Origin of the sequence: Paenibacillus sp. J5C2022 (genome assembly GCF_025567625.1) — a bacterium.
In the GTDB taxonomy this organism is placed as follows: domain Bacteria; phylum Bacillota; class Bacilli; order Paenibacillales; family Paenibacillaceae; genus Pristimantibacillus.
The window spans coordinates 64873-90088 of record NZ_JAOQJC010000005.1 but is presented as its reverse complement, the minus strand read 5'-3'; the positions used below and the strand labels follow the sequence as shown (position 1 = coordinate 90088).

Annotated in this window: 22 protein-coding genes; 20 read left to right on the top strand and 2 right to left on the bottom strand. The window is 54.3% G+C overall.

Going from position 1 to position 25216, the window contains the following annotated elements; genetic code table 11:
* The first annotated feature begins 37 nt into the window (after positions 1 to 37).
* The 4 genes from M6D81_RS05685 (at position 38) to glnA (ending at position 4180) form a co-directional block, all read left to right on the top strand.
* Positions 38 to 1012 carry an AAA family ATPase gene (locus M6D81_RS05685; RefSeq protein ID WP_262675858.1) on the top strand — a complete coding sequence of 325 codons (975 nt, stop codon included), beginning with the start codon at positions 38 to 40 and terminating at the stop codon, positions 1010 to 1012.
* A 73-nt stretch (positions 1013 to 1085) separates the two neighbouring features.
* A complete protein-coding gene (locus tag M6D81_RS05680; protein ID WP_262676010.1) occupies positions 1086 to 2351 on the top strand; it encodes a methionine gamma-lyase family protein in 1266 nt (421 codons plus the stop codon).
* Between the two features lie 60 nt (positions 2352 to 2411).
* Complete coding sequence (locus M6D81_RS05675) at positions 2412 to 2819, top strand: MerR family transcriptional regulator (RefSeq protein ID WP_262675857.1); 408 nt, start codon at positions 2412 to 2414, stop codon at positions 2817 to 2819.
* Between the two features lie 32 nt (positions 2820 to 2851).
* Positions 2852 to 4180 carry a type I glutamate--ammonia ligase gene (gene glnA / locus M6D81_RS05670; RefSeq protein ID WP_262675856.1) on the top strand — a complete coding sequence of 443 codons (1329 nt, stop codon included), beginning with the start codon at positions 2852 to 2854 and terminating at the stop codon, positions 4178 to 4180.
* Between the two features lie 254 nt (positions 4181 to 4434).
* Here the strand turns inward: glnA and lexA are convergent, their stop codons facing one another.
* A complete protein-coding gene (gene lexA / locus M6D81_RS05665; protein WP_262675855.1) occupies positions 4435 to 5055 on the bottom strand; it encodes a transcriptional repressor LexA in 621 nt (206 codons plus the stop codon).
* 218 nt (positions 5056 to 5273) lie between these two features.
* On the opposite strand from lexA, the gene M6D81_RS05660 reads away from it, so the two are divergent.
* The 4 genes from M6D81_RS05660 (at position 5274) to M6D81_RS05645 (ending at position 7431) form a co-directional block, all read left to right on the top strand.
* Positions 5274 to 5597: a LysM peptidoglycan-binding domain-containing protein gene (locus M6D81_RS05660; protein WP_262675854.1), complete on the top strand. Its 324-nt coding sequence runs from the start codon at positions 5274 to 5276 to the stop codon at positions 5595 to 5597.
* Positions 5598 to 5844: 247 nt separating this feature from the next.
* Positions 5845 to 6039 carry a DUF896 domain-containing protein gene (locus tag M6D81_RS05655; protein WP_262675853.1) on the top strand — a complete coding sequence of 65 codons (195 nt, stop codon included), beginning with the start codon at positions 5845 to 5847 and terminating at the stop codon, positions 6037 to 6039.
* Positions 6040 to 6111: 72 nt separating this feature from the next.
* Positions 6112 to 6621 (top strand): hypothetical protein, encoded by a 510-nt coding sequence (locus M6D81_RS05650; RefSeq protein WP_262675852.1) that lies wholly within the window; start codon positions 6112 to 6114, stop codon positions 6619 to 6621.
* 21 nt (positions 6622 to 6642) lie between these two features.
* A complete protein-coding gene (locus M6D81_RS05645; RefSeq protein ID WP_262675851.1) occupies positions 6643 to 7431 on the top strand; it encodes an HAD family hydrolase in 789 nt (262 codons plus the stop codon).
* 72 nt (positions 7432 to 7503) lie between these two features.
* On the opposite strand, the gene M6D81_RS05640 is transcribed toward M6D81_RS05645, so the two are convergent.
* Positions 7504 to 8043, bottom strand: a complete 540-nt coding sequence (locus M6D81_RS05640) for a 1,2-dihydroxy-3-keto-5-methylthiopentene dioxygenase (RefSeq protein WP_262675850.1) — start codon at positions 8041 to 8043, stop codon at positions 7504 to 7506.
* A gap of 151 nt (positions 8044 to 8194) precedes the next feature.
* Here M6D81_RS05640 and metH point away from each other — a divergent pair, with 151 nt between their 5' ends.
* From metH to M6D81_RS05580, 12 genes are all read left to right on the top strand, one after another.
* Positions 8195 to 11626 carry a methionine synthase gene (metH, locus tag M6D81_RS05635; protein ID WP_410795698.1) on the top strand — a complete coding sequence of 1144 codons (3432 nt, stop codon included), beginning with the start codon at positions 8195 to 8197 and terminating at the stop codon, positions 11624 to 11626.
* Positions 11627 to 11745: 119 nt separating this feature from the next.
* Positions 11746 to 12687: a ribonuclease Z gene (gene rnz / locus M6D81_RS05630; RefSeq protein ID WP_262675848.1), complete on the top strand. Its 942-nt coding sequence runs from the start codon at positions 11746 to 11748 to the stop codon at positions 12685 to 12687.
* A gap of 128 nt (positions 12688 to 12815) precedes the next feature.
* The gene (locus tag M6D81_RS05625) at positions 12816 to 15101 is read left to right on the top strand and encodes a DEAD/DEAH box helicase (protein ID WP_262675847.1); all 2286 of its coding nucleotides are present in this window, start codon (positions 12816 to 12818) and stop codon (positions 15099 to 15101) included.
* A complete protein-coding gene (locus tag M6D81_RS05620) occupies positions 15098 to 16453 on the top strand; it encodes a ribonuclease H-like domain-containing protein (RefSeq protein WP_262675846.1) in 1356 nt (451 codons plus the stop codon). The genes M6D81_RS05625 and M6D81_RS05620 overlap by 4 nt, the downstream gene beginning before the upstream one ends.
* A 44-nt stretch (positions 16454 to 16497) precedes the next feature.
* Positions 16498 to 17316, top strand: coding sequence for a TIGR01457 family HAD-type hydrolase (locus M6D81_RS05615; RefSeq protein WP_262675845.1), 819 nt, complete (start codon positions 16498 to 16500; stop codon positions 17314 to 17316).
* 30 nt (positions 17317 to 17346) lie between these two features.
* Entirely contained in the window at positions 17347 to 18153 is an 807-nt protein-coding gene (locus M6D81_RS05610; RefSeq protein ID WP_262675844.1) for an Fpg/Nei family DNA glycosylase, read from the top strand.
* A gap of 42 nt (positions 18154 to 18195) precedes the next feature.
* On the top strand, positions 18196 to 18522 hold the full coding sequence (locus M6D81_RS05605) for a cyclic-phosphate processing receiver domain-containing protein (protein WP_262675843.1): 327 nt from the start codon (positions 18196 to 18198) through the stop codon (positions 18520 to 18522).
* A 1-nt stretch (position 18523) separates the two neighbouring features.
* Positions 18524 to 19543, top strand: a complete 1020-nt coding sequence (locus tag M6D81_RS05600; protein ID WP_262675842.1) for an SAM-dependent methyltransferase — start codon at positions 18524 to 18526, stop codon at positions 19541 to 19543.
* A gap of 4 nt (positions 19544 to 19547) precedes the next feature.
* Complete coding sequence (locus M6D81_RS05595) at positions 19548 to 21251, top strand: serine/threonine-protein kinase (protein WP_262675841.1); 1704 nt, start codon at positions 19548 to 19550, stop codon at positions 21249 to 21251.
* A gap of 101 nt (positions 21252 to 21352) precedes the next feature.
* On the top strand, positions 21353 to 22051 hold the full coding sequence (locus M6D81_RS05590) for a response regulator transcription factor (protein WP_262675840.1): 699 nt from the start codon (positions 21353 to 21355) through the stop codon (positions 22049 to 22051).
* Entirely contained in the window at positions 22048 to 23403 is a 1356-nt protein-coding gene (locus M6D81_RS05585) for a HAMP domain-containing sensor histidine kinase (RefSeq protein WP_262675839.1), read from the top strand. The genes M6D81_RS05590 and M6D81_RS05585 overlap by 4 nt, the downstream gene beginning before the upstream one ends.
* 142 nt (positions 23404 to 23545) lie before the next feature.
* Positions 23546 to 25063 carry a glycine betaine uptake BCCT transporter gene (locus M6D81_RS05580; RefSeq protein ID WP_262675838.1) on the top strand — a complete coding sequence of 506 codons (1518 nt, stop codon included), beginning with the start codon at positions 23546 to 23548 and terminating at the stop codon, positions 25061 to 25063.
* Positions 25064 to 25216: the final 153 nt, after the last annotated feature.

Sequence of the window (25216 nt, the reverse complement as noted above, 5' to 3'; positions counted from 1 at the left end):
TACGCGAGCTTCTCTACAAAGGACAGGTGATGTGTCAATGAACGAGCACGTCATATCAGCCTCCGGCAACGGATCAACCAGACCATCGCGGCAAATCAACGTCGTGCTCAGAAGCCAGGAAAGCTACGGTCTGGCTGCATCCGCGCCGGTGCTGCAGGATGAGCCCTTGCCGCAGGTCAAGCCGTTGCCGGATATGGATCACTTCGCCGACATCGAGAAAGAGCTGGAAGCGATGGTCGGGATGGATAACGTGAAGTCACTTGTGTATGAGATCTATGCGCTTCTCTATGTTAGCCGGATGCGGTCAGAAGCCGGTTTGTACGGAGGCTCCCAAGTTTATCATATGATTTTCAAGGGCAATCCCGGAACGGGAAAGACGACGATCGCCCGCATCGTCGCCAAGCTGTTCCAGAAGATGGGGGTACTGTCAAAGGGACATCTGATCGAAGTGGAGCGGGCGGATCTAGTGGGCGAATATATCGGCCATACCGCTCAGAAAACAAGGGATCTGGTGCGCAAGGCGCTTGGCGGCGTATTGTTCGTCGACGAAGCGTACAGTCTGGCCAGAGGCGGGGAGAAGGACTTCGGCAAAGAAGCGATCGATACGCTCGTGAAGGCGATGGAGGATCACCGCAACGGCTTCGTCCTGATACTGGCAGGTTATCCGCTTGAGATCGAGCAATTCCTGCAGACGAATCCCGGGCTGCCATCGCGCTTCCCGATCCAGATTGAATTCCCGGACTATTCCATCGACCAACTGATCCAGATCGGCGAAGGCATGGTGAAGGAAAGGGATTACGTGCTTATGCCGGCTACGGTCTTCAAGCTGAGGCAACTGCTCGTGCAAGAGAAGCAAAGCGAGCTGTTCTCCTTCAGCAACGCGAGGTATGTGCGGAATATGATCGAGAAGGCGATTCGCCATCAAGCCGTAAGGCTGATTGGACAATATGCCAACTCCGTGCCGGGAAAAGGCGAGCTGATGGCGATACGACCGGAGGATTTGAAGGTTTGACGAGGAAAGGAAGAACAGGTATATGGGTAAGCAGCAGGAGAATGACTTGGCTGTAGAGCAAAGCAATAACGAGATGTGGCGGGAGCTGGAACGGCTGACGGAGCAAGTGGAGGACATGGCTCGCGATGCATTCGGCAAGGTAGAGAAAATCGTGGAAAAAAACCAATGGAAGGTTATTGAGGCTTTCAAGCGCCATCGGGTTAGCGACTATCACTTCTCGGGCTCTACGGGCTACGGATACAACGACCGCGGACGCGAAGTGCTTGACGAGGTGTATGCCGAGGTGATGGGAGCCGAAGCGGCGCTGGTCAGGCCACACTTCGCTTCGGGAACCCACACGATCGGCTGCGCTTTATTCGGCGTATTGCGTCCGGGAGATGAACTGCTATATATTACGGGCAAGCCTTACGACACGCTGCACAAGGTGATCGGGAAGCCCGGCGATGGCACGGGCTCTCTCCGTGATTGGGGCGTCTCTTACAGGGAGGTGCCTCTGCTGGTGTCGGGAGAGATGGATTGGAACGCGATCAGGCTCGCGGTCAACGAGCGGACGAAGGTGATCGGGATTCAGCGATCACGAGGCTATGATTGGCGGCGCTCCTTCCCGATTGCTGACATTGCGGAAGCCGTGAGGCGTGTGAAGGAGATGAAATCCGACGTCATCGTCTTCGTGGACAACTGCTATGGCGAGTTCACCGAGCTGCAAGAGCCGACCGAAGTCGGCGTCGATCTGATGGCAGGTTCTCTCATTAAGAATCCTGGCGGCGGCTTGGCGGAGACTGGAGGGTATATTGCCGGCAAGCGGCAATATGTGGAGGGAGCCGCCTATCGGCTGACCGCCCCCGGCATCGGGGGAGAGGTCGGAGCGATGATGGGAACGCTGCGCTCCATCTATCAAGGCTTGTTCCTTGCCCCTCATCTGGTTGGACAAGCGGTGAAAGGCAGCATACTGGCTGCCGGCATGGCGGATAAGCTTGGATTCGAGACAAGCCCCCGCTGGGATGAGCCCCGCACGGATTTGATTCAGGCGCTTCGCTTCACCGGCCCGGATCATCTCATCGCCTTCGTGCAGGGGGTTCAAGCTGCGGCTGCCGTAGATGCTCATGTCGTTCCGGAGCCATGGGACATGCCGGGTTATGAGCATCCCGTTATTATGGCGGCGGGCACGTTCATCCAGGGCGGCAGTCTGGAGCTGTCGGCCGATGCGCCGATTCGAGAGCCGTATATCGCCTATATGCAAGGCGGATTAACTTATGCGCATGCGAAATACGGCATTCTTACCGCTCTGCACAGAATGGTTATGCGCGGATTAATTGTAATCAAACCTAACATTTCTTGACACGTTTATGTAGCGACGCTACAATGAGGGTATAAACGAGGATTGGAAGGTTGGTGCGACATGGCTGATGAAATCCGTCGAAATATGGCGTTATTTCCAATTGGCATTGTAATGAAGCTAACTGATCTGACAGCCAGGCAAATTCGCTACTATGAGCAGCATGAGTTGATCGTCCCTGCGAGAACGGCAGGCAATCAACGGTTATTCTCGTTCAACGATGTAGAGCGTCTGCTGGAGATCAAATCGCTAATTGAGAAAGGTGTCAATATTGCAGGAATTAAGCAAGTCATGAATCCGGTATCCAATGATTCGGAGGAAGCGACGATGGTAAGCGCGAAATCCGAGGAAACCCGCCGCGAGCTCAGCGAGCAGCAATTGCGCCGTTTATTAAAGCAGCAGCTGCTTGAGAAGAAACCTGGACAGACTTCCATGATTCAAGGTCAGCTTCAAAGCTACTACAAGCGCTAGACAAAATCACTTGGATTCGAGGAGATGATAGCATGGGTTACACGAAAGAAGATATTAAACGTATCGCACAGGAGCAAAACGTCCGTTTCATTCGTCTGCAGTTCACGGATCTGCTCGGTACGATCAAAAACGTTGAAATACCTGTAAGCCAGCTGGATAAAGCGCTTGACAATAAAATGATGTTCGACGGTTCTTCCATCGAAGGCTATGTGCGTATTGAAGAATCCGACATGTACTTATACCCGGATCTGGATACTTGGGTTGTATTCCCGTGGGTGTCCGAAGATCGCGTGGCCAGACTTATCTGCGACATATATATGCCTGACGGCACGCCATTCGCGGGCGATCCGCGCGGCATCCTGAAGCGCGTACTGACGGAAGCGGAAGAGATGGGCTTCACTTCCATGAATGTCGGGCCGGAGCCGGAATTCTTCCTGTTCAAGACGGACGAGCGTGGCGAGCCAACTACGGAGCTTAACGACCAGGGCGGATACTTCGATCTTGCGCCAGTGGATCTGGGCGAGAACTGCCGCCGCGAGATTGTACTTACGCTGGAGGAGATGGGCTTCGAGATTGAAGCATCCCATCACGAGGTTGCTCCTGGCCAGCATGAGATCGACTTCAAGTATGCGGACGCTGTGAAAGCGGCCGACCAGATTCAGACGTTCAAGCTGGTCGTGAAGACGATCGCGCGCGTACATGGCCTTCACGCTACATTTATGCCGAAACCGCTATTCGGAGCCAACGGCTCGGGTATGCACTGTCATCAATCATTGTTCCAAGGCAACACCAATTCCTTCTACGACGAGAGCGACAAGCTTGGCCTGAGCGATACAGCTCGCCAGTATATGGCTGGCGTACTCAAGCATGCCAGAGCATTCGCGGCGATTACGAATCCGACCGTCAATTCCTACAAGCGTCTGGTGCCTGGTTATGAGGCGCCATGCTACGTCGCATGGTCGGCGAGCAACCGTTCGCCGATGATTCGCATTCCAGCTTCGCGCGGCTTGTCTACCCGTGTCGAAGTGAGGAATCCTGACCCTGCGGCCAATCCGTATCTTGCGCTCGCCGTTATGTTGAAGGCAGGACTGGACGGCATCAAGAACAAGCTGTCGCTTCCTGCGCCGACCGACCGCAACATATATATTATGTCGGAGGAAGAGCGCGTGGAGTCCGGCATTCCGAGCCTTCCGCTCAACTTGCGAGAAGCGCTTGATGAGATGCTTCGCAACGATGTTATCTGCGATGCGCTCGGCGAGCACGCACTGTCCCATTTCTACGAGCTGAAAGAGATCGAGTGGGATATGTATCGTACACAGGTGCATGAGTGGGAGAGAGAGCAGTATTTGAGACAATATTAATCGATGTGGAAGGGCGGAGACCGTATGGTCTCCGCCCTTGTTCTGTCTGGAAAGTGCTCCTCCGCTCTCCAATAGACTCCTATCGCTCAAAATGCTCACATAGCCCTGTCCGGAGTGTCTCGTCCCGCCCCGCCTCAAGTAGCCGCGACACAACTGATCGTTGGAAGCTGCCATAAAAAAGCACAAGCTCCGAGGACTGCCGCCTCGAAGCTTGTGCTCGTATTCATTAGGATCAGATGTTCATGCCCAGGTTATTAATGCATGTCCCGGAACAGTCCCACAACCTTGCCCAGAATGCTGACGGCATTCAGGCGAATAGGCTCCATCGTGGAGTTCTCGGGCTGCAGGCGAATGTGGTCCTTCTCCTTATAGAAGGTCTTCACTGTAGCCTCGTCGTCTTCCGTCATCGCCACGACGATGTCACCGTTGTTGGCCGTCTGCTGCTGCCTGACAATCACATAGTCTCCATTATGAATGCCGGCTTCGATCATGCTGTCGCCTACGACGTTCAGGATGAAGACGTTATTGTCGCCCACGAACTGGGTGGACATCGGGAAGTAATCCTCGATATTCTCAGTGGCCGTAATGGGGATGCCCGCAGTAACCTTGCCGACGATCGGCACTTGCTTGACAGGCAAAGGGATGACATTGCTCTCGCTGTCTCCATGCAGGATCTCGATCGCCCGCGGCTTGGTCGGATCGCGTCTTATGTAGCCTTTCTTCTCCAACCGGTCCAGATGTCCGTGGACAGTAGAACTGGAGAGCAGCCCTACCGCTTCCGCGATCTCGCGAACAGATGGCGGATATCCCTTTTCACGTACTTCTTGCTTGATGAACTCTAATATAGCCATCTGGCGTTTGGAAACTTTCGTCACCGTCATCAACTCCATTTCTATAGTTGTGTAAAATTATAACACAGAACCGAGGTTCGTACAAACATAAGTTCTTGAGATCGTGAGTTCTCATTTTGCGGTTGACCGGAACGCTTGTTCGTGGTATTCTCATATCAGAACAAACGTTTGGGGTGCTGATAATGATGCTGATGAATGAAAGTACATACCAATCCATATATCGTGTACAAGCAAGAACGAGAATGAATAAGATAGGCTATCAAGGGCTGAGGAACGTATGGACAAGCCGTACGATTAAGGTGACTGCAAGCTTACTGCTCATAGCTCTGTTATTGACGAGCTTTCTCATGCTGGGCGTTACGGCAACGGGAACAAGCGTGGCGCCACCGAGCGGGGAGGAGGATGTCGTGACTGTTGCGAGCGGGGATACGCTATGGGCGATCGCAGGCCGCGTCTCCGATGACAGCGAGGACATACGCTATGTCGTGTTCAAGATCAAGCATCGCAACGGACTGGCTTCTTCTACGATACATCCGGGGCAGCAGTTGATTATACCGGAACGATAATATATACACATACCCTTTGTGCACACAGTTATTCATGTAATATTGAGGAGAGAGCTTTCCATTCCACTTCGATAGTGGCTTGGAAGGCTTTTTCGCTCTTTTTGACTGACATAGGAGGTTCGCTTGATATCGAAGCGACTGAACACATTATGGGGCGGGGCGTGCTGAAGCCTTGACAATGATAGGGGTGAAGTGTCAAAGTATGAATTAGACTTTTGCTTCTGGGACAGAGGGGAGTGGTAGAGAGATGGATATGGAGAAATTGATCGCAAGAATAAACGAGCTGTCGAGAAAAAATAAACAAGACGGACTTACGCAGGAAGAAATCGTTGAGCGTGATGAACTGAGACGCCGATACTTGGACAACTTCAGAAGAAACTTCCGGCAGCAGCTGGATTCCATTAAGTATGTGGAAGATGAAGACGACAATATAAAGCACTGACGTTAAAAGTACGAACATGGCTTGCAGTGGTAATAAGCTGCCAATGAAGCGCCTATTATAGGAGGAGTTAGCGTGTCACGTTCTTGGGAGCGCAAAGTGCGCAAAAACATGAGTCATCTGAACAAGCAGCAGAAGAAGCAAGGCAAAGGGGGAAGCGTGCTTGGTGCCGAACGAAAGGATCGCTTTGTCGGTCGCAACTATATGGCACCTGTGCTGCTTCTTATATTTGTCGCACTGTACAGCGTCGTTATGTGGAATGATCCGAAGTTCGAAGCGACGACGATGTTCTGGGTAACGATAGCCTTGTACATTGGATTGGCAGCGTTGTTCTTCTTCCGTAAGCCATATCTGACAATCGGCAAGGACTATGTGCAGACGCGTCGGTTGACGGGCGACAAGAGGATTCAGGCATCCGGCATCAAGCAGATTGCCGTTCAGAAAGGGATCGTTATGATTACACCGGTGAAAGGCGCCAGCTGGTCATTCACCAGGCTGATCAATCGATATCCCACCGGTGAGATGGCGGAGAAGATGAAGGAGTTTGCCGCTAAGCACAATATTCCATTTTCAGAGAAAGAATAGAATAGGAGAGATTGGACACAGATGGCGAAACAAGCTGTATTATTTGATCTGGACGATACGTTGTTATGGGACGAGCGCAGTGTGAAGGAGGCGTTCCAAGCGACATGCGAGGCGGGAGCTGAGGCTGCAGGAGTAGATGCAGATGAGTTGGAGGAAGCCGTTCGCAAGGAAGCGAGAGTGCTTTACGAATCGTATGAGACATTTTCTTTCACGAAGATGATCGGCATTAATCCGTTCGAAGGGCTCTGGGCACACTTCGCCGCAGGAGAGCAGGAAGAATTCCGCAAGCTACAGCAGCTGGCTCCCGGTTATCGGAAAGCGGCATGGACGCAAGGGCTGAAAGCGCTTGGCGTGGAGGATGAGCAGCTGGGCTCGGAGCTTGCCGAGCGGTTCCCGGCTGAACGGCGGTCGCGTCCTATCGTGTATGAGGAGACGTTCCGCGTGCTGGACGCGCTCAAGGGCAAGTACAAGCTGCTGCTGCTGACGAACGGATCGCCAGACCTCCAGAAGGAGAAGCTGGATGGCGTGCCTGAGCTTGTACCCTACTTCGATCATATCATCATTTCCGGCGAATTCGGTGAAGGCAAGCCTGCGGCATCCATCTTCCGTCACGCGCTGGACAGGCTCGGCATCGAGCCGGATCATGGCATCATGGTCGGCGACAAGTTGACGACGGACATACTGGGCGCGAACACGATCGGCATGACTTCCGTATGGATCAACCGCCGAGGCGTCAAGCGCAACGACGACATTATTCCTGCTTACGAAATAACGCATCTTGAGGAATTGCTCCGGCTGCTGGAGCACTAACGGCGGATACAAGAAAAAAGCCCCTCACTAACGCGGTTGGCGTTGCAAGGGGCTTTTCTCATTTCACATGCATTACTTGTTGAATTGCGGGTCGGAATAGGAATGAGCGATCCAGCCTTCCGTCTCAATGAACAAGCGGACCGCTACAATTTGACGGTTGTCCATAAGGGTGAAGAAGTGAGGCTTGTTCTCCGGAACGGAGATGACGTCGCCCGCTTCCAGCTCCACATCGAAATAACCCACATCGTCAGTACCTTTAATGATGAAAATACCGCGACCGGCGGTAATGGCACGCACTTCGTCTTCCGTGTGCGTATGTACATTCTCGAACTTCTTAAGCAGTTCTTCCAGATTCGGCGTCGCGTCGGACAGCGCGACGATGTCCCATGTCAGATAGCCGCGGCGAGCAGCCAGGTCGCGAATTTCGGCATCGTACGTTTTTAGAATTTGTTCCTTCTCTTCATCGTTAAGCACGAATTTATTTTGAAGCTCTTGCGGAAGCTTGTTGGCATCCCAATGCTCATACAGCACTTCTTGGCTATCCAGGAATGCGCGAACATTTTCCTCTCCGGAAATCCGCTCGTCTGTGTTACGAATTCTTACCTCTGCCATGCCATTCCCTCTTTTCCAATAGAAATTAAATGATATAATGATTATAATGCAAATGCCTTTAATTGTCGATTGGTTCTTTCTTTTCAGAAAACAGCGAATCTGATAAACTATGGTGTAATGATTTCGGGAAGGGTGTAGCATCGTGTCAACAATGACTTTACAGCAATTGCTTCAAGAGCGCATTCTCATATTGGATGGCGCTATGGGCACTATGATACAACAAGCGAACTTGAGCGAGGACGATTTCGGCGGAGCGGATCTGGACGGCTGCAACGAGATGCTCGTGCTGACGCGTCCTGACGTCATAAGTCGCATTCATGAGCAATATTTGGAGGCGGGTGCGGACATACTGGAGACGAATACGTTCGGCGCGACCAGTATCGTCCTGGAGGATTACGATATTCCGGAGAAAGCGAGAGAAATCAATCTCGCTGCGGCGAAGCTGGCCAGAGAGGCAGCCGACAAATACAGCACGCCCGACAAGCCTCGCTTCGTAGCCGGTGCGCTGGGTCCCACGACCAAGACGTTGTCAGTAACGGGCGGGGTGACCTTCGATCAGCTTGTCGCCAGCTATCATGAGCAGGCTGTGGCGCTTATCGAAGGTGATGTCGACGCGCTTCTGCTGGAGACGTCACAGGATACGCTGAATGTGAAGGCGGGCAGCATCGGCATCCGCAAGGCATTCCAGACGCTGGGCAAGGAGCTGCCGATCATGATATCGGGTACGATCGAGCCGATGGGTACGACATTGGCGGGCCAGACGATCGAATCGTTCTATGTCTCCCTGGAACACTTGAGACCGATTTCGGTAGGGCTCAACTGCGCGACGGGTCCGGAGTTCATGAGGGATCATGTCCGAACGCTCAGCGAGATCGCGGGCACGGCCGTCAGTTGCTATCCCAATGCGGGATTGCCGGACGAGAACGGTCACTACCATGAATCGCCTGAATCGCTGGCGCACAAGCTGTCGGCATTCGCGGAGCAGGGGTGGCTGAATATCGCGGGCGGCTGCTGCGGCACGACGCCGGAGCATATCCGCGTCATGGCGGAGACGATGGCTCGCTATGCCCCCCGCAAGCAAGCGGGTGCTCACCCCGATGCGGTATCCGGCATAGAGACGGTGTTCATCGAGGATGACAATCGGCCGATTATGATCGGCGAGCGGACGAACATATCCGGTTCGCGCAAGTTCAAGCGCCTCATTAAGGAAGGCAGCTTCGACGAGGCTTCGGAGATTGCGCGGGCGCAGGTGAAGGGCGGCGCGCACGTTATCGACATCAACCTGCAGGATACGGACATTGATGAAGCGTATGCGGTCAATCAATTCCTGCCGCAAGTCGTGAAGAAGATTAAAGCGCCGCTTATGCTGGACTCCACATACGACCACATTATTGAGCTGGGTCTGAAGTACTCGCAAGGCAAGGCAATCATTAACTCCATTAACCTGGAGGACGGGGAATCGAAGTTCCAGCAGATCGTACCGTTAATTCATCAGTACGGCGCGGCTGTCGTTATGATTCTGATCGACGAGCGCGGGCAAGCGGTATCTCGCCAGGCGAAGATGGAAGTGGCTGATCGCTCGTACGATTTGCTCGTGAACAAATACGGTGTCAATGAAGAGGATATTATATTCGATCCCAACATGTTCCCTGTCGGCTCAGGCGATCCGCAATATATCGGTTCGGCCGTCGAGACGCTGGAGGGCATCCGGATGATCAAGGAGAAGTATCCCCGCACGAAGACGATTCTCGGCCTGAGCAACATCTCGTTCGGCTTGCCGGATGCGGGCAGGGAAGTGCTGAACTCCGTCTATCTGTACCATGCGACGAAGGCGGGCTTGGACTACGCCATTGTCAATACGGAGAAGCTGGAGCGCTATGCTTCCATTCCGGAGGATGAACGCAAGCTGGCGGAAGAGCTGATATACAACACCAATGACGATACGCTGGCTGCATTCGTTGCGGCGTTCCGGAACAAGAAGCTGGAGAAGAAGGAGAAGATCTCCAATCTGTCGCTGGAGGAGCGTCTCGCGTCCTACATCGTCGAAGGCACGAAGGAAGGTCTTGTGCCGGATCTGGATGAAGCGCTGATGAAGTATAAGCCTCTCGAAGTCATTAATGGCCCGCTTATGAGCGGAATGGAGGAAGTCGGCCGGCTGTTCAACAATAACGAACTGATCGTCGCCGAGGTGCTGCAGAGTGCGGAGGTCATGAAAGCGTCCGTCTCCCATCTGGAGCAGTTCATGGAGAAGTCGGATTCCTCCGTAAAGGGGAAGATTATCCTTGCCACCGTGAAAGGCGACGTGCACGATATCGGGAAAAATCTCGTCGAGATTATACTGTCCAACAATGGATACAAAATAATTAATCTGGGCATCAAGGTGCCGCCGGAGCAGCTGATCGAGGCGTACCGGCAAGAGAAGGCCGACGCCATTGGCTTGTCCGGCTTGCTGGTTAAATCCGCCCAGCAAATGGTCGTAACCGCGCAGGATATGCGCAATGCCGGAATCGACGCTCCTATCCTCGTGGGCGGTGCAGCGCTGACACGCAAATTCACGAAGACGAGAATCGGTCCGGAATATGACGGACTAGTGCTCTATGCAAAGGACGCGATGGACGGTCTGGACATTGCGAACAAGCTGATGGACCCCGACCACCGGAAGCGGCTGGAGGAGGAGCTGGCAGCCTTCAAGGCATCCGGCGCCGCCGAAGAGGAAGTCGCAAAGCCGATGCCGAAGCTGACGCGCGCGGTAAGATCCAACATATCCAAGGATGCGCCGATATTCACGCCACCTGATCTTGAGCGTCACGTCTTGCGCAACGTGCCAATCCCTCAAATTATCCCTTACGTAAACATGCAGATGCTGCTCGGTCATCACCTGGGCGTGAAGGGGACCGTAGAGAAGCTGATTGCCGAAGGCGACGATAAGGCGATCCATCTGAAGGAGACGGTGGACGACATATTGAAGCAAGGCATTGCGGAAGCGTTCATTCGGGCGCATGGCATGTACCGGTTCTTCCCGGCGCAATCTGACGGCAATTCCGTCATCATCTACGATCCGGCGGATCATGCGAAGGAAATTAAGCGATTCACGTTCCCTCGCCAGCAAGTGGAGCCTCATCTGTGCCTTGCGGACTTCTTGAAGTCAGTGGACAGCGGTGTAATGGATTATGTCGGATTCCTGGTCGTTACGGCAGGCGAAGGCATTCGCGATCTCGCCGGCAAGTGGAAGGATAGCGGAGATTACTTGCGCTCTCATGCACTGCAGGCGATTGCGCTGGAAGTGGCTGAAGGACTCGCGGAGCGCGTCCACCATATGATGCGGGATCAATGCGGCTATCCCGATCCGCCGGAGATGACGATGAAGCAACGGCTAGGTGCTCGTTACCAAGGCATCCGCGTATCCTTCGGCTACCCGGCATGTCCCGATCTGGAGGATCAAGGCCCGCTGTTCGAGCTGATGAAGCCGGAGGATATCGGCGTGGAGCTGACGGAGGGATTCATGATGGAGCCGGAAGCATCGGTATCCGCCATGGTGTTCGCCCATCCGGAAGCGCAATATTTCAATGTAGACAAAGCATGATCATGTTCCGATAATTGCAAAGCTTAAGCATAGCAGTGAGAGCCTTCCGGGTTATCCGTTCACGGATTCCGGAAGGCTCGTTGTGCAAGAAGGCGGTAAGAGGAAAGAGGGAGCCAACTATGAAGCTAACGTTTCTGGGGACGGGAGCCGGAAGACCGAACAAAACGCGCAATGTAACGGCGGCAGCCCTGCAGCTGCCGGAGCCGGCATGCAGCTGGTGGCTGTTCGACGCCGGTGAAGCGGCGCAGCATATGCTGATGCAGCTGCCGCTCAAGCTAAGCAAGCTTAGCGTCGTCTGCGTTACCCATCTGCATGGCGATCATCTGTATGGCTTGCCCGGCTTGCTGAGCAGCCGCTCGTTCGACGGCGGAGTGGAGCCGTTAAGGTTATTCGGCCCGAAGGGCATCCGCGCTTATATCGAGACGACGTTCAAGCTGACAGGTACGGTTCTCGATTATGACCTCATCATCGAGGAGTTGGAAGAGGGTCGCACAGGCCTCCTCTATGAAGGGGACGGATGCAACCTGGAAGCCGCTCCGCTGGAGCACCGCATCCCTTGCTTCGGCTACAGGGTGATAGAGCCGGATGCGCCGGGACGGCTATTGACAGGGAAGCTGGAGGCGCTTGGCGTGCCGAAGGGGCCGCTCTACGGGAAGCTGAAGCGGGGGGAGACTATCACGTTGCAGGATGGCACGATCGTACGGCCTTCCGACGTCATTGACGGGAAGCTGGTCGGCAGAATCGTCACGATATTGGGCGACACGAGTCCTTGCGCCAATGCCGTCAAGTTGGCCGATGGAGCGGATCTGCTCGTGCATGAAGCGACCTTCGCCGCCGGCATGGAAGAGAAGGCGAGAGCTTTCGGCCACAGCACGACGATGGATGCGGCGAGAACGGCGAAGGAAGCCGGCGCGAGACGTCTAATCATGACTCACTTCAGCGGCAGGTACAGTCTGGAGGATCTGTCCGGGCTTCGGGAGGAAGCCGCAAGCTTGTTCCCGTCGGCGGACGTCGCCACCGATCTTGCCGTCTTCGAGGTGGAGAGGTGCAAGATGGGATAAGCTGACGCTCAGGAGCAACAATTAGCAATTGCAGCACGAACGTGTATTCTGTACAATAAAGGGATACATACAAGGAAAGCTGGGGTGAGGTCGTTGCCCTGGCTTGCTTACGGTGAGAGGTGACGGGAATGAACCGCTGGACAGGCAGGGCGGAGACGCTCGAGGATTGGCTCGGAGAACTGAAGGCGAACGAGGAGGTTATGGGCAATGTGACGCATTGGCGTACGCTGCCGCCGCGGACGGCGGCCACGACCCCTCTGCCGGCCGACTTGCATGAAGGATTGCGACAAGCCCTCGTTGCGAAGGGCATCGGTGAGCTGTACACCCATCAGGGGGACGCTTATCGCGAGGTGCGAAGCGGCCGTCACGTCGTGACGGTCACACCGACGGCATCAGGCAAGACGCTGTGCTACAACTTGCCGGTGCTGCAGAGCTTGCTGGAGAATGGGGAGGGAAGAGCGCTCTATATGTTCCCGACCAAGGCGCTGGCGCAGGATCAAGTTGCGGAGTTGCAGCAGCTTGCCGATCTGATGGATGCGAACATCAAGACACATACGTATGACGGCGATACGCCGCCTAATGTGCGCACGGCTATCCGCAATGCGGGTCATATCGTGGTGACCAATCCCGACATGCTTCACTCCGCCATACTTCCCCATCATACGAAGTGGGTGAAGCTGTTCGAGAATGTGAAGTATATCGTCATTGACGAGGTGCATGCGTATCGTGGCGTATTCGGCAGTCACGTCGCGAACGTCATTCGCCGGCTGAAGCGGATATGCCGCTTCTACGGCTCCAGCCCGCAGTTCATCTGCGCATCTGCGACGATCGACAATCCCAAGGAGCATGCGGAGCGGCTAATCGGCGAGAGCGTTGCACTCGTGGACCGCAATGGCGCCCCCGTAGGGGAGAAGCATATCATCTTCTATAATCCGCCCGTTGTCAATAAGCAGCTTGGCATCCGTCGCTCCAGCGTCCTGGAGACGCGCAAGCTTGCCGCCATGCTGCTGAAGCAAGGTGTGCAGACGATCGTATTCGCCAGAAGCAGAGTACGCGTCGAGCTGCTGCTTACTTATCTCCAGGATATGATTCGCGACAAGCTTGACCAGAGGAGCATCAGAGGTTATCGCGGCGGCTATCTGCCGAAGCTGCGGCGGGAGATCGAGCGGGGACTGCGAAGCGGTGAGATAAGAGGGGTTGTCAGCACGAATGCGCTGGAGCTTGGTATCGATATCGGACAGCTGCAGGCATGCGTGCTGAACGGCTATCCCGGCACGATCGCCAGCACCTGGCAGCAGTCCGGCCGGGCGGGCAGACGGCAGGAGAGCTCCGTTACCTTTATCGTGGCGAGCAGCAATCCGCTAGATCAGTATATCGTGCAGAACCCCGACTTCTTCTTTAATCGTCCGCCGGAACGCGCGCTTATTCATCCCGACAACCTGCTGATTCAGATCGATCATGTGAAGTGTGCGGCATATGAGCTGCCTTTCCAGCAAGGAGACACGTTCGGTTCCGAAAGAGTTGAGGATATGATGGAATTTCTGATGGAAGAGAAGGTTGTTCATAAGGCGGGAGAGCGCTGGCATTGGATGCAGCAAAGCTTCCCCGCTCACAATATATCTCTGCGGACTGCCGCGCAGGAGAACTTTGTCATCGTCGATATGACCAGCGGCAGCCGCGTGCTGGGCGAGGTGGATCGGTTCAGCGCCCCGACGCTTATTCATGAAGAGGCGATATATATTCATGAAGGAGTGCAGTATCAGGTGGAGAAGCTGGACTACGACGAGAAGAAGGCTTATGTGCGGCAGGTTGACGTCGATTATTATACGGATGCGAATCTCGCCGTGGAACTGAAGGTGCTGCATGTGGACAAGGAGAAGCAGTCCGGCGCTCTGCTGCGGCAATATGGAGAAGTGACGGTGAATGCGAAGGCGACCATATTCAAAAAAATCCGGCTTCGTACCCATGAGAACGTAGGTTCCGGTCCGATTCACTTGCCGGAGGAGGAGCTGCATACGAGCAGCTACTGGTTCTCCTTCAGCGAGGAGGAAGCCGGACGGATGAGCAGGAACGAGATGCAGTTCGCGCTGCTCGGCATCGCCAATGTGCTCGTCCACATCGCGCCGCTCTACTTGATGTGCGATCCGTTCGATATTCGCGTCGTGCCGCAGGTGAAGGCGATTCTTACGGAGCGGCCGACGATCTACTTCTATGACCGCTATCCGGGAGGCATTGGACTAAGCGAACGGCTGTACCAAGTACATGACGAATTGATGGAACGAGCGAAGGGGCTGGTGCGCGGCTGTAGCTGTGTGAGCGGCTGTCCCGCTTGCGTCGGACCGATTGAAGAAGTCGGCCTCACAGGCAAGCAGCTCGCGATTCGCCTGCTCGATGGGACGGAGGGACGATTATGAGCAGCTTGCGCGAAAGAATGAATCGTCTGCGGGGCGAGAAGAGCGGAGAGACGGGAACAGACAAGGCTCAGCCGGCCGATCTCGCTGCGGAAGATGCGGCAGGAGAAGCTATCCTGGACGAACGATACACGGCTTCGGAATCAGATGAGAAGGAAGAGCGGCTCCATCTCGGCTGGTCCAGCTTTGGCGTAGCCATGTGCGAGACGGAACAAGGCAGCTTCCTGCTCAGGCGCAAGCTTCATTCGCATCGCTTTCACCACGGGACGCACGCATTGGGCGAGTTGATGAAGGCTGCGCACGGATTGTCTCCGTTCCATCCCTCGGAGGAAGCGCCTCAGGCAGGGAAGATATTGTATCTGGATCTGGAGACGACCGGACTTGGCGCAGGTGCAGGCAATCTGGCGTTTATGGTCGGCATTGCTTACATGGAAGAGACGGGCTTCATTACGGAGCAGATGATGATCAGGCACCCGGCGGAGGAGTATGCAATGTTGCATTATTTGGTGGAAAAGCTGAGAGATTTCGCATACCTGGCGACATATAATGGGAAGACATTCGATTGGCCGCTTCTGCAAAGCCGGATGGTCATGAACGGCTTGCACAGGGGGCTGTGGGAACCGCTTCATCTCGACTTCCTGCACCCGTCCCGCTCCATCTGGCGCAATACGCTGCAGTCCTGCAGGCTCAGTCATGTGGAAGAGGAGCGGCTAGGCATCTATCGGAGCGAGGATGTGCCGGGCTCGCTTGCACCCCAGCTGTATTTTCAGTACTTGTCAGATGGCGATCCGCTCCCGTTGGAAGGCGTATTCAAGCATAACGAATGGGATCTGATGTCGCTAGCCTGCCTGTCCATCCGGTTCGGGCAGCTGCTGGAGGAAGTCATATTCACCCGGATTCCTTATCCCGATCACCCGGAAGAGCTGGTTCGGACGGGGCTGTGGCTGGAGAAGATGGGGAGAGAGGAATTGTCAGCGGAACTTTACGAGAAGGTTGCGGGACATACTCAAGCGGAAGCGGCTACGCTGAATATGCTTGCTGCGCGCGACAAGAAAGCTGGCAATTGGCAAAGAGCTGTGGTATTGTGGCAGAGGGCCTGTTCGCGAATGGAAAACGAGACCGGCTACTGCGCATCGCATCAGCAAGCGTGTGTTGAGCTGTCCATGCATTGCGAGCACCGGTTGAAGGATTTCAAAGGCGCTCTGCACTATGCGAAGGATGCGCTGGGCCGAGCTGAAGGCTATATGGGAATGCTTGTCCGCGATAAGAAGCGGCGACAAGAGCTGGAAGCACTGCAAGTGCGCGTAGAGCGTCTGAAGCGCAAGCTTCAACGCAGCGCTGCGCACAGTGGGTAAATATATGAATGAATCATATATACAAAATAATGAGGTTGAATACAATGACAGATTCGATACGTGTGATGAAAGGGCTGCTCATCGATCTTGACGGAACGATGTATCACGGTATACATCCTATTCCGGATGCGGATCGGCTCATAGCCTGCCTGCAGCAGGTGAAGTTGCCTTACCGATTCGTGACGAACAACTCTTCCGCGACGCCAGCGGCGGTGGCTGAACGTCTGTGCGGTATGGGAATACCGGCCACAGCAGACGATGTATGCACATCGGCTCAAGCGGCAGCGGAGCATATCGCTACACAGCGGCGCGGAGCCGCCGTGTTCGCTATAGGGGAAGAAGGACTGAAGACGGCTCTGGCCGAGGCGGGATTAAGCCTTGTGGAGGATCATCCGGATGTCGTCGTACAAGGGATCGACAGGAAGCTGACATATGAGCGGATATCGGCTGCGGCTTCCTTCATCCGCGGCGGCGCCGATTATATATTGACGAATCCGGATGATCTGGTTCCGTCTACTGACGGCTTCATTCCGGGTGCAGGCTCCATAAGCGCGATGCTGGCTGCGGCAAGCGGTACGAAGCCGCACATTATCGGCAAGCCGTCACCGGTGCTAATGGATTATGCGCTTCGCAAGCTAGGCGCTGACGCTTCCGCGACTTGGGTAATCGGAGATAATATGGCAACCGATATAGCGGCAGGAGTTGCTGCAGGCTGCGGCACCATATTGGTGCTCACCGGAATTACGAACGGGGAAAATTACGAATCGTATGCAGAGAAGGCAGGCTGCAGCCCCGATATGATCTGCCAGAATATGAACGAACTTATTGCAATTATCTCGGAACGCCTGCAACCGACATCATAATTGTAGAGACAGGAAGGGTGCGTAAATCAGATGCATGAATTGCCGGAACTATACCTATATCGAGCGATGCTGGCAGAGCGCTATGCAGGCGCCCGGATAACGGCCTGGAATTTCCATGACAAGCTTGTGGACGGGGACGGTATGGAGGAAGTCATTGGCTCCACCGTCTGGTATGTGGAGCGGAGAGCGAATCACCTTGTCTTCCATCTGGACATTGGCAAGCGTCTAGTTCTATACATGTCGAACAAATCCTATCTGTTCAGCGGCGCTCCGGATGATCATGGATGCCAAAATGCTATGCTGACGATCGGCTTCGGCGATGACCGTACGCTGGCCATATACGGTCTGAACAAGGGCGATGTTCAGCTGCTGTCAGTCAAGGCGGTAGAGGAGCAGTTGCGGGGATATGGGCTCGATCCGCTGGACAAGGGATTTAATGGGGACATGCTTCGAAAGCGTCTGTCCAAGAAGCGCAGCTCCATGAAAGCCGCTCTGATGGACCAGAAGACAATTGCCGGAATTGGTGCGGTATACAGCGACGAAATCATGTTCGCTGCGGGCATCCGTCCCGACATGCGGGCGAATAGCCTGAGTGCCGAATTATGGGAACGCTTGTATCGGGCGATCGTGTCTGTGCTGCAGGAGGCCATATCGCATGGCGGCATTACGAAGCAGCCGATGCATGACCAAGACAGCTTGTCGGGTGGCTACGCGGAGCGTCTTCAAGTATACGGGCGCGAAGGAGAAGCTTGCAAGCGATGCGGCGGTACTGTCAGCAAGGTGCTAGCGTCCGGTCGCAAAGCTTATGCATGCCTTTCATGCCAGCTTGAGCAATGAGCAACGAATAGGCGGAGTTTAATTGGGGGAGGAGGGGTGGCCGTGATTCATGTTTATTTGGATGATTATCGAAGCTGTCCGCGCGGCTTCGTGCTTGCGCGAAGCGCGGAGGAATGCAAGCTGCTGATCGACCACGAGGATATCGACATCCTGTCACTGGACTACGATCTGGGGTGGGGGCAGGATACGGGCTACGAAGTGGCAAGGCATCTGGTAGAGACCGGAAGGTATCCGAAGCGGATCTACCTGCACACGTCAAGCGTATCCGGCAAGCTTCAAATGTATCATCTGCTCTCCTCCCACATACCGGACAATGTCAAGCTGTACAATGGGCCGATGTCGGAATTTGAAAATGAAAGAGGAAAATGAATTGAGCGAATGGATCGGAACGGCGAATAAAGGCTATTCGCCATATGCGATGGAAGAGCTTCGGAGATTGGCAAGCGGTGCCGGGTTCGTACAGCTGCTTCCCGGAGAAGCCTTTCTTATGCGCTGTGAGCCGGAGGCGGACGAACTGCACGCTGCGATAGCGCAGCACGAACCTACATTCTTAAGACATATTCAACCGGTTGACCGCAAGATGGACATTCACGGCGATGCGGAGGATCTCGGCACGTTGTCCGATATGATTCGCCAGTCCAGACTGCGCTTGAAGAACAGGAAGGTCGCCGTACATATCAGGAGAAGCCAGTCGTCGCCATTCCCGTATTCCGCTGCGGATACGAAAGCGGTGCTTGATGCTGTACTGGAGGAGATCGGCGCGGAGCCGGCAGTCCAAGGGCCAGAGGTCATCATCGCAATATTCGCTGCGGACGATACGCTGTATGCGGGCTTCGGCACGCCAGGCGAGATGCTCTCCGATTGGCCGGGCGGAGCTATCCGCTTCAAGCGCGAGGAGGGACAAATATCAAGAGCCAAGTTCAAGCTGTTGGAGGCGGAACGCACCTTCGGACTGGATTATGGCGCATATCGGCATGCGCTGGATATTGGGGCTGCTCCTGGCGGCTGGACATCCCTTCTACTGGAGCGGGGGCTGCAGGTAACGGCAGTCGATCCCGCTGAACTGCACCACTCCTTGCGAAATCATCCCGACCTCGTACACTTGAAGCGGAATGCCGCCGATGTATCCTTGGCGCCCCGCACATTCGATTTGCTCGTATGCGACATGAGCTGGAGCCCGATTCTGATGACCAAGCTCATTCTGGACTTGAAGGATGCACTGGCGCCATACGCGACGGCAGTCATCACCGTGAAGCTGATGCATCGCAAGCCGATGGGAACCATTCGTGAGGTGAAGGAGCGTCTCGGCACTGCATTTGAAGTGCTGCGTGCGAAGCAGTTGTTCCACAACCGGGATGAAATAACCTTGGTGTTGCAGAAGAAGCAGTGATATAATGGAAATGAATAGTGCCTGGAAAGCATCCCGGCAACGCTTGTATGAACGTACAAGCGTTGTCGGGATTTTTGATTTTGTCGATAAGGGAGAGATGAATGTGGAGACGTGGCAACGCGGCGACGTTCTGAAGGGGAGATACCGGATCGAGCGTGTTATCGGACGAGGAGGGATGGGCATCGTATTCGCGGCCCAGGACTTGAAGCTGGGCGGAGTCATACGTGCGATCAAGGTAGCGAAGCAGTTGCAGTCCGAACGAAGTCTTTATTCGGAGGAAGCGGATACGCTGATGAGATTGAATCATGAATGCTTGCCGTTCGTGTCTGATTTCTTCCCGACCGAAGATGGCGATCCAGAAATGATCGTTATGGAATATATCGATGGACATACGGCAAGCGAGCTTGGGGCTTCGTGCGGCTATCGTTTCTCCTTTCAGGAGTTATTAGATATCGCACTCCAGCTTAGCTCGGCACTTCTTTACTTGCATAGCCTGCCGAATCCGATTATTCATCGGGATCTGAAGCCGACGAATGTCATGATCGACAAGAGAGGGCGTGTCAAGCTGATCGACTTCGGCATATCCAGAACGTTCAAGGAAGGCCAGCTTCGGGACACCGTTCAGTTGGGGACGGCAGGCTTCGCGGCTCCGGAGCAAAACAACGGGGGGCAGAGCGATGCGCGCACGGATATATACGGTCTCGGGGCTCTGCTGTTCTATCTCGCATCCGGCGGCAAGCCCCCTTCGACATTGTCGCCCGACAAGCCGATCGCCAGTTATCCCGCATATAGCGCAGAGCTTCCGAAGCCGTTCCGACTGGTGCTGGAACGTATGCTGCAGAGGAGGCCGGAGCATCGCTACAGCTCGATGGCTGAAGTGCGGGAGGCGCTGCATGCGTTCGCCGAACGGTCAGCAAGCGCAGAAGCAACGGCGGGCAGCTGTCTGGGCACGGCTCCCTCGGCGTCCCGGCTGTCCCGGCCGTTGCTTGTTAGCGTCGTATCGCTTGCTTCGGGAGCGGGCGCCTCGACATTGTCCCTTGCGCTCACTAGTCTGCTGGGGGCAGCCCGGATCAACGTGGCGGCTGCGGAGCATTATTTGCTGCGTCCGGAATGGCATGAGCTGCTGCAGTCGAGCGAAGAATCGCCGCTTCTTCAATCGGAGCAGCCGTATCGACGTGTCAGCGGCCGATCGCCCCATGTACAATGGCTGGCGCTTAATCCATATGAGATGAGCGGGATCAACGGAGAGGATAGGGAACGTTGCTTTCATCACATGCTCGCCAGAGAGCAGACCGATATTCAGATTGTGGACTTCTCAAGCTGCTGGAACAACCAGCGGGCGTTGGCCTTGCTTCGAGAATCCAGCCATCTTATCATCGTCGCTGATCCGTTCGTGTACAGATGGCAAGCCTCCGCGATGGCGCAGGCGGTCAAGCTGTCCCGGGAAGTTCGCTCAACAGGCGGCGCCGTCAGCTGGGCGGCCAATAAGGATGGGAAGTTCCGCGGCCGCAGCCAGTGGCTGGCATTGTGCCCGGAACGGCCTATCGCCATCATCCCGCTAGTGCCGCAGCAGGATCTGCTTGACGCCGTTTGGTCGCGGCGAGAGCTATTGGAACGGCCATCCGTTCGCACAGCAATGGAGAAGGGGCTGGAGCCGATTGTCACGACCATCAAGCAGATGCTCGCACGGAGCAAGATCGCGAATTGAAGTTACATCATTTACCATTATGAGAACACTCAACTTGCAATTGCGCAATGGCTTCATTATGATGTTATTAGTCATGTTAAGGAGGAAGGTGCGCCAAAGCAATGAACGAACGAATATTGGTTGTGGAAGACGAAGCGGGAATAGCAAGAATATTGCAGCTGGAGCTGGAGCATGAAGGCTATACCGTAGGCGTGGCGAAGGACGGGCGTACCGGATATGAAATGGCTTCCTCGGGCGAATGGCAGCTGGTGCTGCTGGATGTCATGCTCCCGGAGATGAGCGGCATTGAAGTGTTGCGATTAATTCGGCAAGCCGGCAATCCGGTACCGATCATCCTGCTGACGGCCAGAGATACTGTGCCGGATAAGGTGAGCGGCTTCGAGCACGGTGCGAACGACTATATTACCAAGCCGTTCGCGGTGGAGGAGCTTCTGGCCAGGGTCAGAAATATTTTACGCATCTTTCAGCAGTATCCTAGGGAGTCGGAAGGCTCGGACGTTATTAAAGTCGGGGATTTGCTGATTGAGCTCAGAACGCGCAAAGTTTACCGGAAGGACATCCTGATTGAACTGACGCCTCGAGAGTTTGAGCTGCTCGTCTATCTGGTAGAGAACCGGAACGAGGAGAAGTCGCGTGAGGACATCCTGTCAGAAGTATGGGGATACGACTTCATAGGCGAGACCAATCTGGTCGACGTCTATATCCGATACTTGCGGCAGAAGCTGGACAAGGGCTACCGTCACAAGCTGATTCATACGGTGCGCGGAGTAGGATACATGATTAAGGAGCCCGATGCATGACACTGCGTAAAAGGTTTACGCTGTTCACGATATTCTGGCTCATTCTCATACTCATTTTTTTCAATATCTTCGTCTATTTCTATGTCATCAAGATTACGACGGAGAGCGAAGAAGAAGTGATCGCTACCAAAGTGGAACTTATGCGGGAAAACCCCCGCATCCAGAGCGGCAGGGGATTGAATTCTCCCGAGCTGCTGAACGAATATTATAACGTCAACGAAATGATCCGAATCATTGTTCCCACCAATCGCGTCGTTAATATTACGGGTTCCAATCCCGTCTTGCTGGAGCTTCCCGCAGAATTCAAGCCGTATCAGCATACCGGCATGATTACGAAGGGCGGCGAACGCATATTGTTCATGCGGGTACCCCTGTTCGAGGACGGCAAAGTGATCGCCATGCTTGAAGTAAATCGTATTCTGGACGAATTGGACGACTACTTGCAAATTCTGATCGCAGCGCTCAGCGTCACGACAATCGGAGCCATCCTGTTCGCGATATTCGGCACATTCTGGTTCACATCCAGATTGACGGCGCCGATTCAGACGCTGGTCACTACGATGAGAGAGATCGACCGCAGCGGCAAGCTTCGCCAGATTACGATCAGCAATCGGGAAGACTCGGCAGAGCTGCAGCAGCTTATTCGCGCCTTTAATCAGATGATTGAGCGGCTTGATCGGACATTCGCCAGGCAGAAGCAATTCGTTGCGGACGCTTCACATGAATTGAAGACGCCGTTAACGGTTATAAGCAGTTATGCCGGCATCCTGAAGCGATGGGGGCGTGACGACGAGAGTGTGCGTGACGAGGCGATAGAAGCGATCGCGAAGGAATCGGTGCGGCTGCAGAACTTGACCAAGTCGATGCTTATGCTTGCTGAAGCGGAGCAGGAGGACTGGCTGAAGCTGGAGATGTTCGATGTCGTCCCGTTGCTGGATGAACTGGCCAAAATGATGGAGACGACATTCCAGCGTCCGATTCGCGTCAAGGCGTTGTCCGGCAGCGTCAGAATGGTAGGGGACAAGGATAAAATCCGCCAGCTGTTCGTCATTCTGCTGGACAATGCCATAAAGTACTCCAAAGAGCCGATAGATATCTCTATCTCCTTGATGAAAAATATCGTTCAAATTGAAGTGAAGGATAAAGGCATCGGCATACCGGAGAAGGAAATACCGCATCTGTTCGAGCGTTTCTACCGCGTTGACGGGGCAAGAAGCAGAACGACAGGAGGAGTGGGGCTAGGGCTATCGATCGCCAAGCGGATTGTGGATTTGCATGAAGGCAAGATCGATGTGTTCAGCTTGAAGGATCTGGGTACGACGATTACCTTGCAGTTCAAGCAAAGAAAGTAAAAGAGATAGAGCATCTCGCAACATGGAGATGCTCTATATTTTTGCCCGGAAATGGAGATGCTAACGACTAACGTGTGACAAGTATCGCCGTCCTGTTGACCTGACGATTACATACACACTTACAACTGGAGGGGGAAATAGGATGGTTTTTTATATGGCCTTGGTCATCATTCTTCTGTTTGTCATTTGGGGAGTGCTGATGCCAGATCGGCTGTCCGAGGTGGCCAATATCGTATTTCAGTTTACGATACAGCAATTCGGCTGGTTTTACTTAATGGTTATGTTCGGCTTCCTGGTCTTCTCTATCGTCCTTGCGTTCGGAAAGTATGGCAATATCAAGCTTGGCGACGATGACGACGATCCTGAGTATTCCATGACGGCCTGGTTCGCCATGTTGTTCAGTGCAGGGATGGGGATCGGCCTTGTGTTCTGGGGAGTCGCGGAGCCGCTGTCTCATTATTTGACGCCGCCTGAAGGCATCGTGGGAGGAACCGCCGAGGCAGCGCGAACGGCAATGAGGTATTCCTTCTTCCATTGGGGGCTTCATCCGTGGGCGATCTATACGATTGTAGGTTTAACGCTGGCTTATCATCAATTCCGGAAAGGGAGAAAGAGTCTGATCAGCGCCACATTCTACCCGTTAATCGGAGATAAAGTGGATGGGCCGATCGGGAAAGGGATCGATGTGCTGACCATTATTGCGACGGCATTCGGTGTAGCGACATCGCTGGGGCTGGGAGCGCTTCAAATTAATGGCGGGCTTAGCGCGTTGTTCGATGTCCCTCATTCAGCTTTGACACAGTTGTGGATAATCGTTATTGTTACCATCCTGTTTTTGACGTCCAGCTTGCTGGGCGTAGACCGCGGCATTAAAATTTTGAGCACGACGAATTTATATATCGCTTTTATCATGCTGCTGTTCGTCTTCCTCGTAGGACCAACCGCCTTCCTGCTGGATACGTTAACGAACACACTTGGCTCTTATGTGCAGAATCTGGTGCAAATGAGCCTTCGCTTATCGCCGTTCTCCCAGGATACTTGGATCGGCAACTGGACACTGTTCTACTGGGCGTGGTGGATCGCTTGGGCACCGTTCGTCGGCACGTTCATCGCCCGCGTCTCCAAAGGGCGGACCATTAAGGAGTTTATACTTGGGGTGCTGATCGTTCCGACTCTGGTCAGCTTCGTCTGGTTCTCCATCTTCGGAGGAATGGGACTTCATCTGGAACGGGACAAGGGCATTGCTATCGCACAAGCTGCGCAAGAGGACGTCACCTCGGCTTTGTTCATTACGCTGGAGCAGCTTCCGCTTAGTGCGATCTCCTCGTTCATTGCGATCCTTCTGATCGTCATCTTCTTCATTACATCGGCCGATTCCGCAACGTTCGTGCTGGGCATGCTGTCCAAGGGAGGAGACCCTAACCCTGGCGCAGCACCGAAGCTGGTATGGGGAGTGCTTCAATCGACTGTCGCCATCGTGCTGCTCATTAGCGGAGGGCTTGCCGGATTGCAGACTGCATCTATCGTGACGGCGCTTCCGTTCGCGATTATAATCGTCGGCATGTGCGCAGCGCTGCTGAAGAGCTTGCGCGAAGAGGACAGACACAGGAGGATTCGCGAGAGGAAGCGGCAGAGAAAGCTGGATGAGTTAATTGATTAAATCATTTGCTTGACGGTAAGCCGTTATTCCTGTATGATGTAACTGTTGTAATTTTAAGGGGGAAATTTGATGTTTGCGAGTGTTCTTAACTCTTAATTGGATATGATCAGAGTGGATATAAGTTTCTGCAAGTGTATGCATCGTTGAGATGTC

Coding starts and splice junctions, on each gene's coding strand:
- M6D81_RS05685 (WP_262675858.1), top strand. CDS start 38: ATGAACGAGCACGTCATATCAGCCTCCGGCAACGGATCAACCAGACCA.
- M6D81_RS05680 (WP_262676010.1), top strand. CDS start 1,086: ATGTGGCGGGAGCTGGAACGGCTGACGGAGCAAGTGGAGGACATGGCT.
- M6D81_RS05675 (WP_262675857.1), top strand. CDS start 2,412: ATGGCTGATGAAATCCGTCGAAATATGGCGTTATTTCCAATTGGCATT.
- glnA (WP_262675856.1), top strand. CDS start 2,852: ATGGGTTACACGAAAGAAGATATTAAACGTATCGCACAGGAGCAAAAC.
- M6D81_RS05660 (WP_262675854.1), top strand. CDS start 5,274: ATGAATAAGATAGGCTATCAAGGGCTGAGGAACGTATGGACAAGCCGT.
- M6D81_RS05655 (WP_262675853.1), top strand. CDS start 5,845: ATGGATATGGAGAAATTGATCGCAAGAATAAACGAGCTGTCGAGAAAA.
- M6D81_RS05645 (WP_262675851.1), top strand. CDS start 6,643: ATGGCGAAACAAGCTGTATTATTTGATCTGGACGATACGTTGTTATGG.
- M6D81_RS05640 (WP_262675850.1), bottom strand. CDS start 8,043: ATGGCAGAGGTAAGAATTCGTAACACAGACGAGCGGATTTCCGGAGAG.
- metH (WP_410795698.1), top strand. CDS start 8,195: ATGACTTTACAGCAATTGCTTCAAGAGCGCATTCTCATATTGGATGGC.
- rnz (WP_262675848.1), top strand. CDS start 11,746: ATGAAGCTAACGTTTCTGGGGACGGGAGCCGGAAGACCGAACAAAACG.
- M6D81_RS05625 (WP_262675847.1), top strand. CDS start 12,816: ATGAACCGCTGGACAGGCAGGGCGGAGACGCTCGAGGATTGGCTCGGA.
- M6D81_RS05620 (WP_262675846.1), top strand. CDS start 15,098: ATGAGCAGCTTGCGCGAAAGAATGAATCGTCTGCGGGGCGAGAAGAGC.
- M6D81_RS05615 (WP_262675845.1), top strand. CDS start 16,498: ATGACAGATTCGATACGTGTGATGAAAGGGCTGCTCATCGATCTTGAC.
- M6D81_RS05610 (WP_262675844.1), top strand. CDS start 17,347: ATGCATGAATTGCCGGAACTATACCTATATCGAGCGATGCTGGCAGAG.
- M6D81_RS05595 (WP_262675841.1), top strand. CDS start 19,548: ATGGAAATGAATAGTGCCTGGAAAGCATCCCGGCAACGCTTGTATGAA.
- M6D81_RS05590 (WP_262675840.1), top strand. CDS start 21,353: ATGAACGAACGAATATTGGTTGTGGAAGACGAAGCGGGAATAGCAAGA.
- M6D81_RS05585 (WP_262675839.1), top strand. CDS start 22,048: ATGACACTGCGTAAAAGGTTTACGCTGTTCACGATATTCTGGCTCATT.
- M6D81_RS05580 (WP_262675838.1), top strand. CDS start 23,546: ATGGTTTTTTATATGGCCTTGGTCATCATTCTTCTGTTTGTCATTTGG.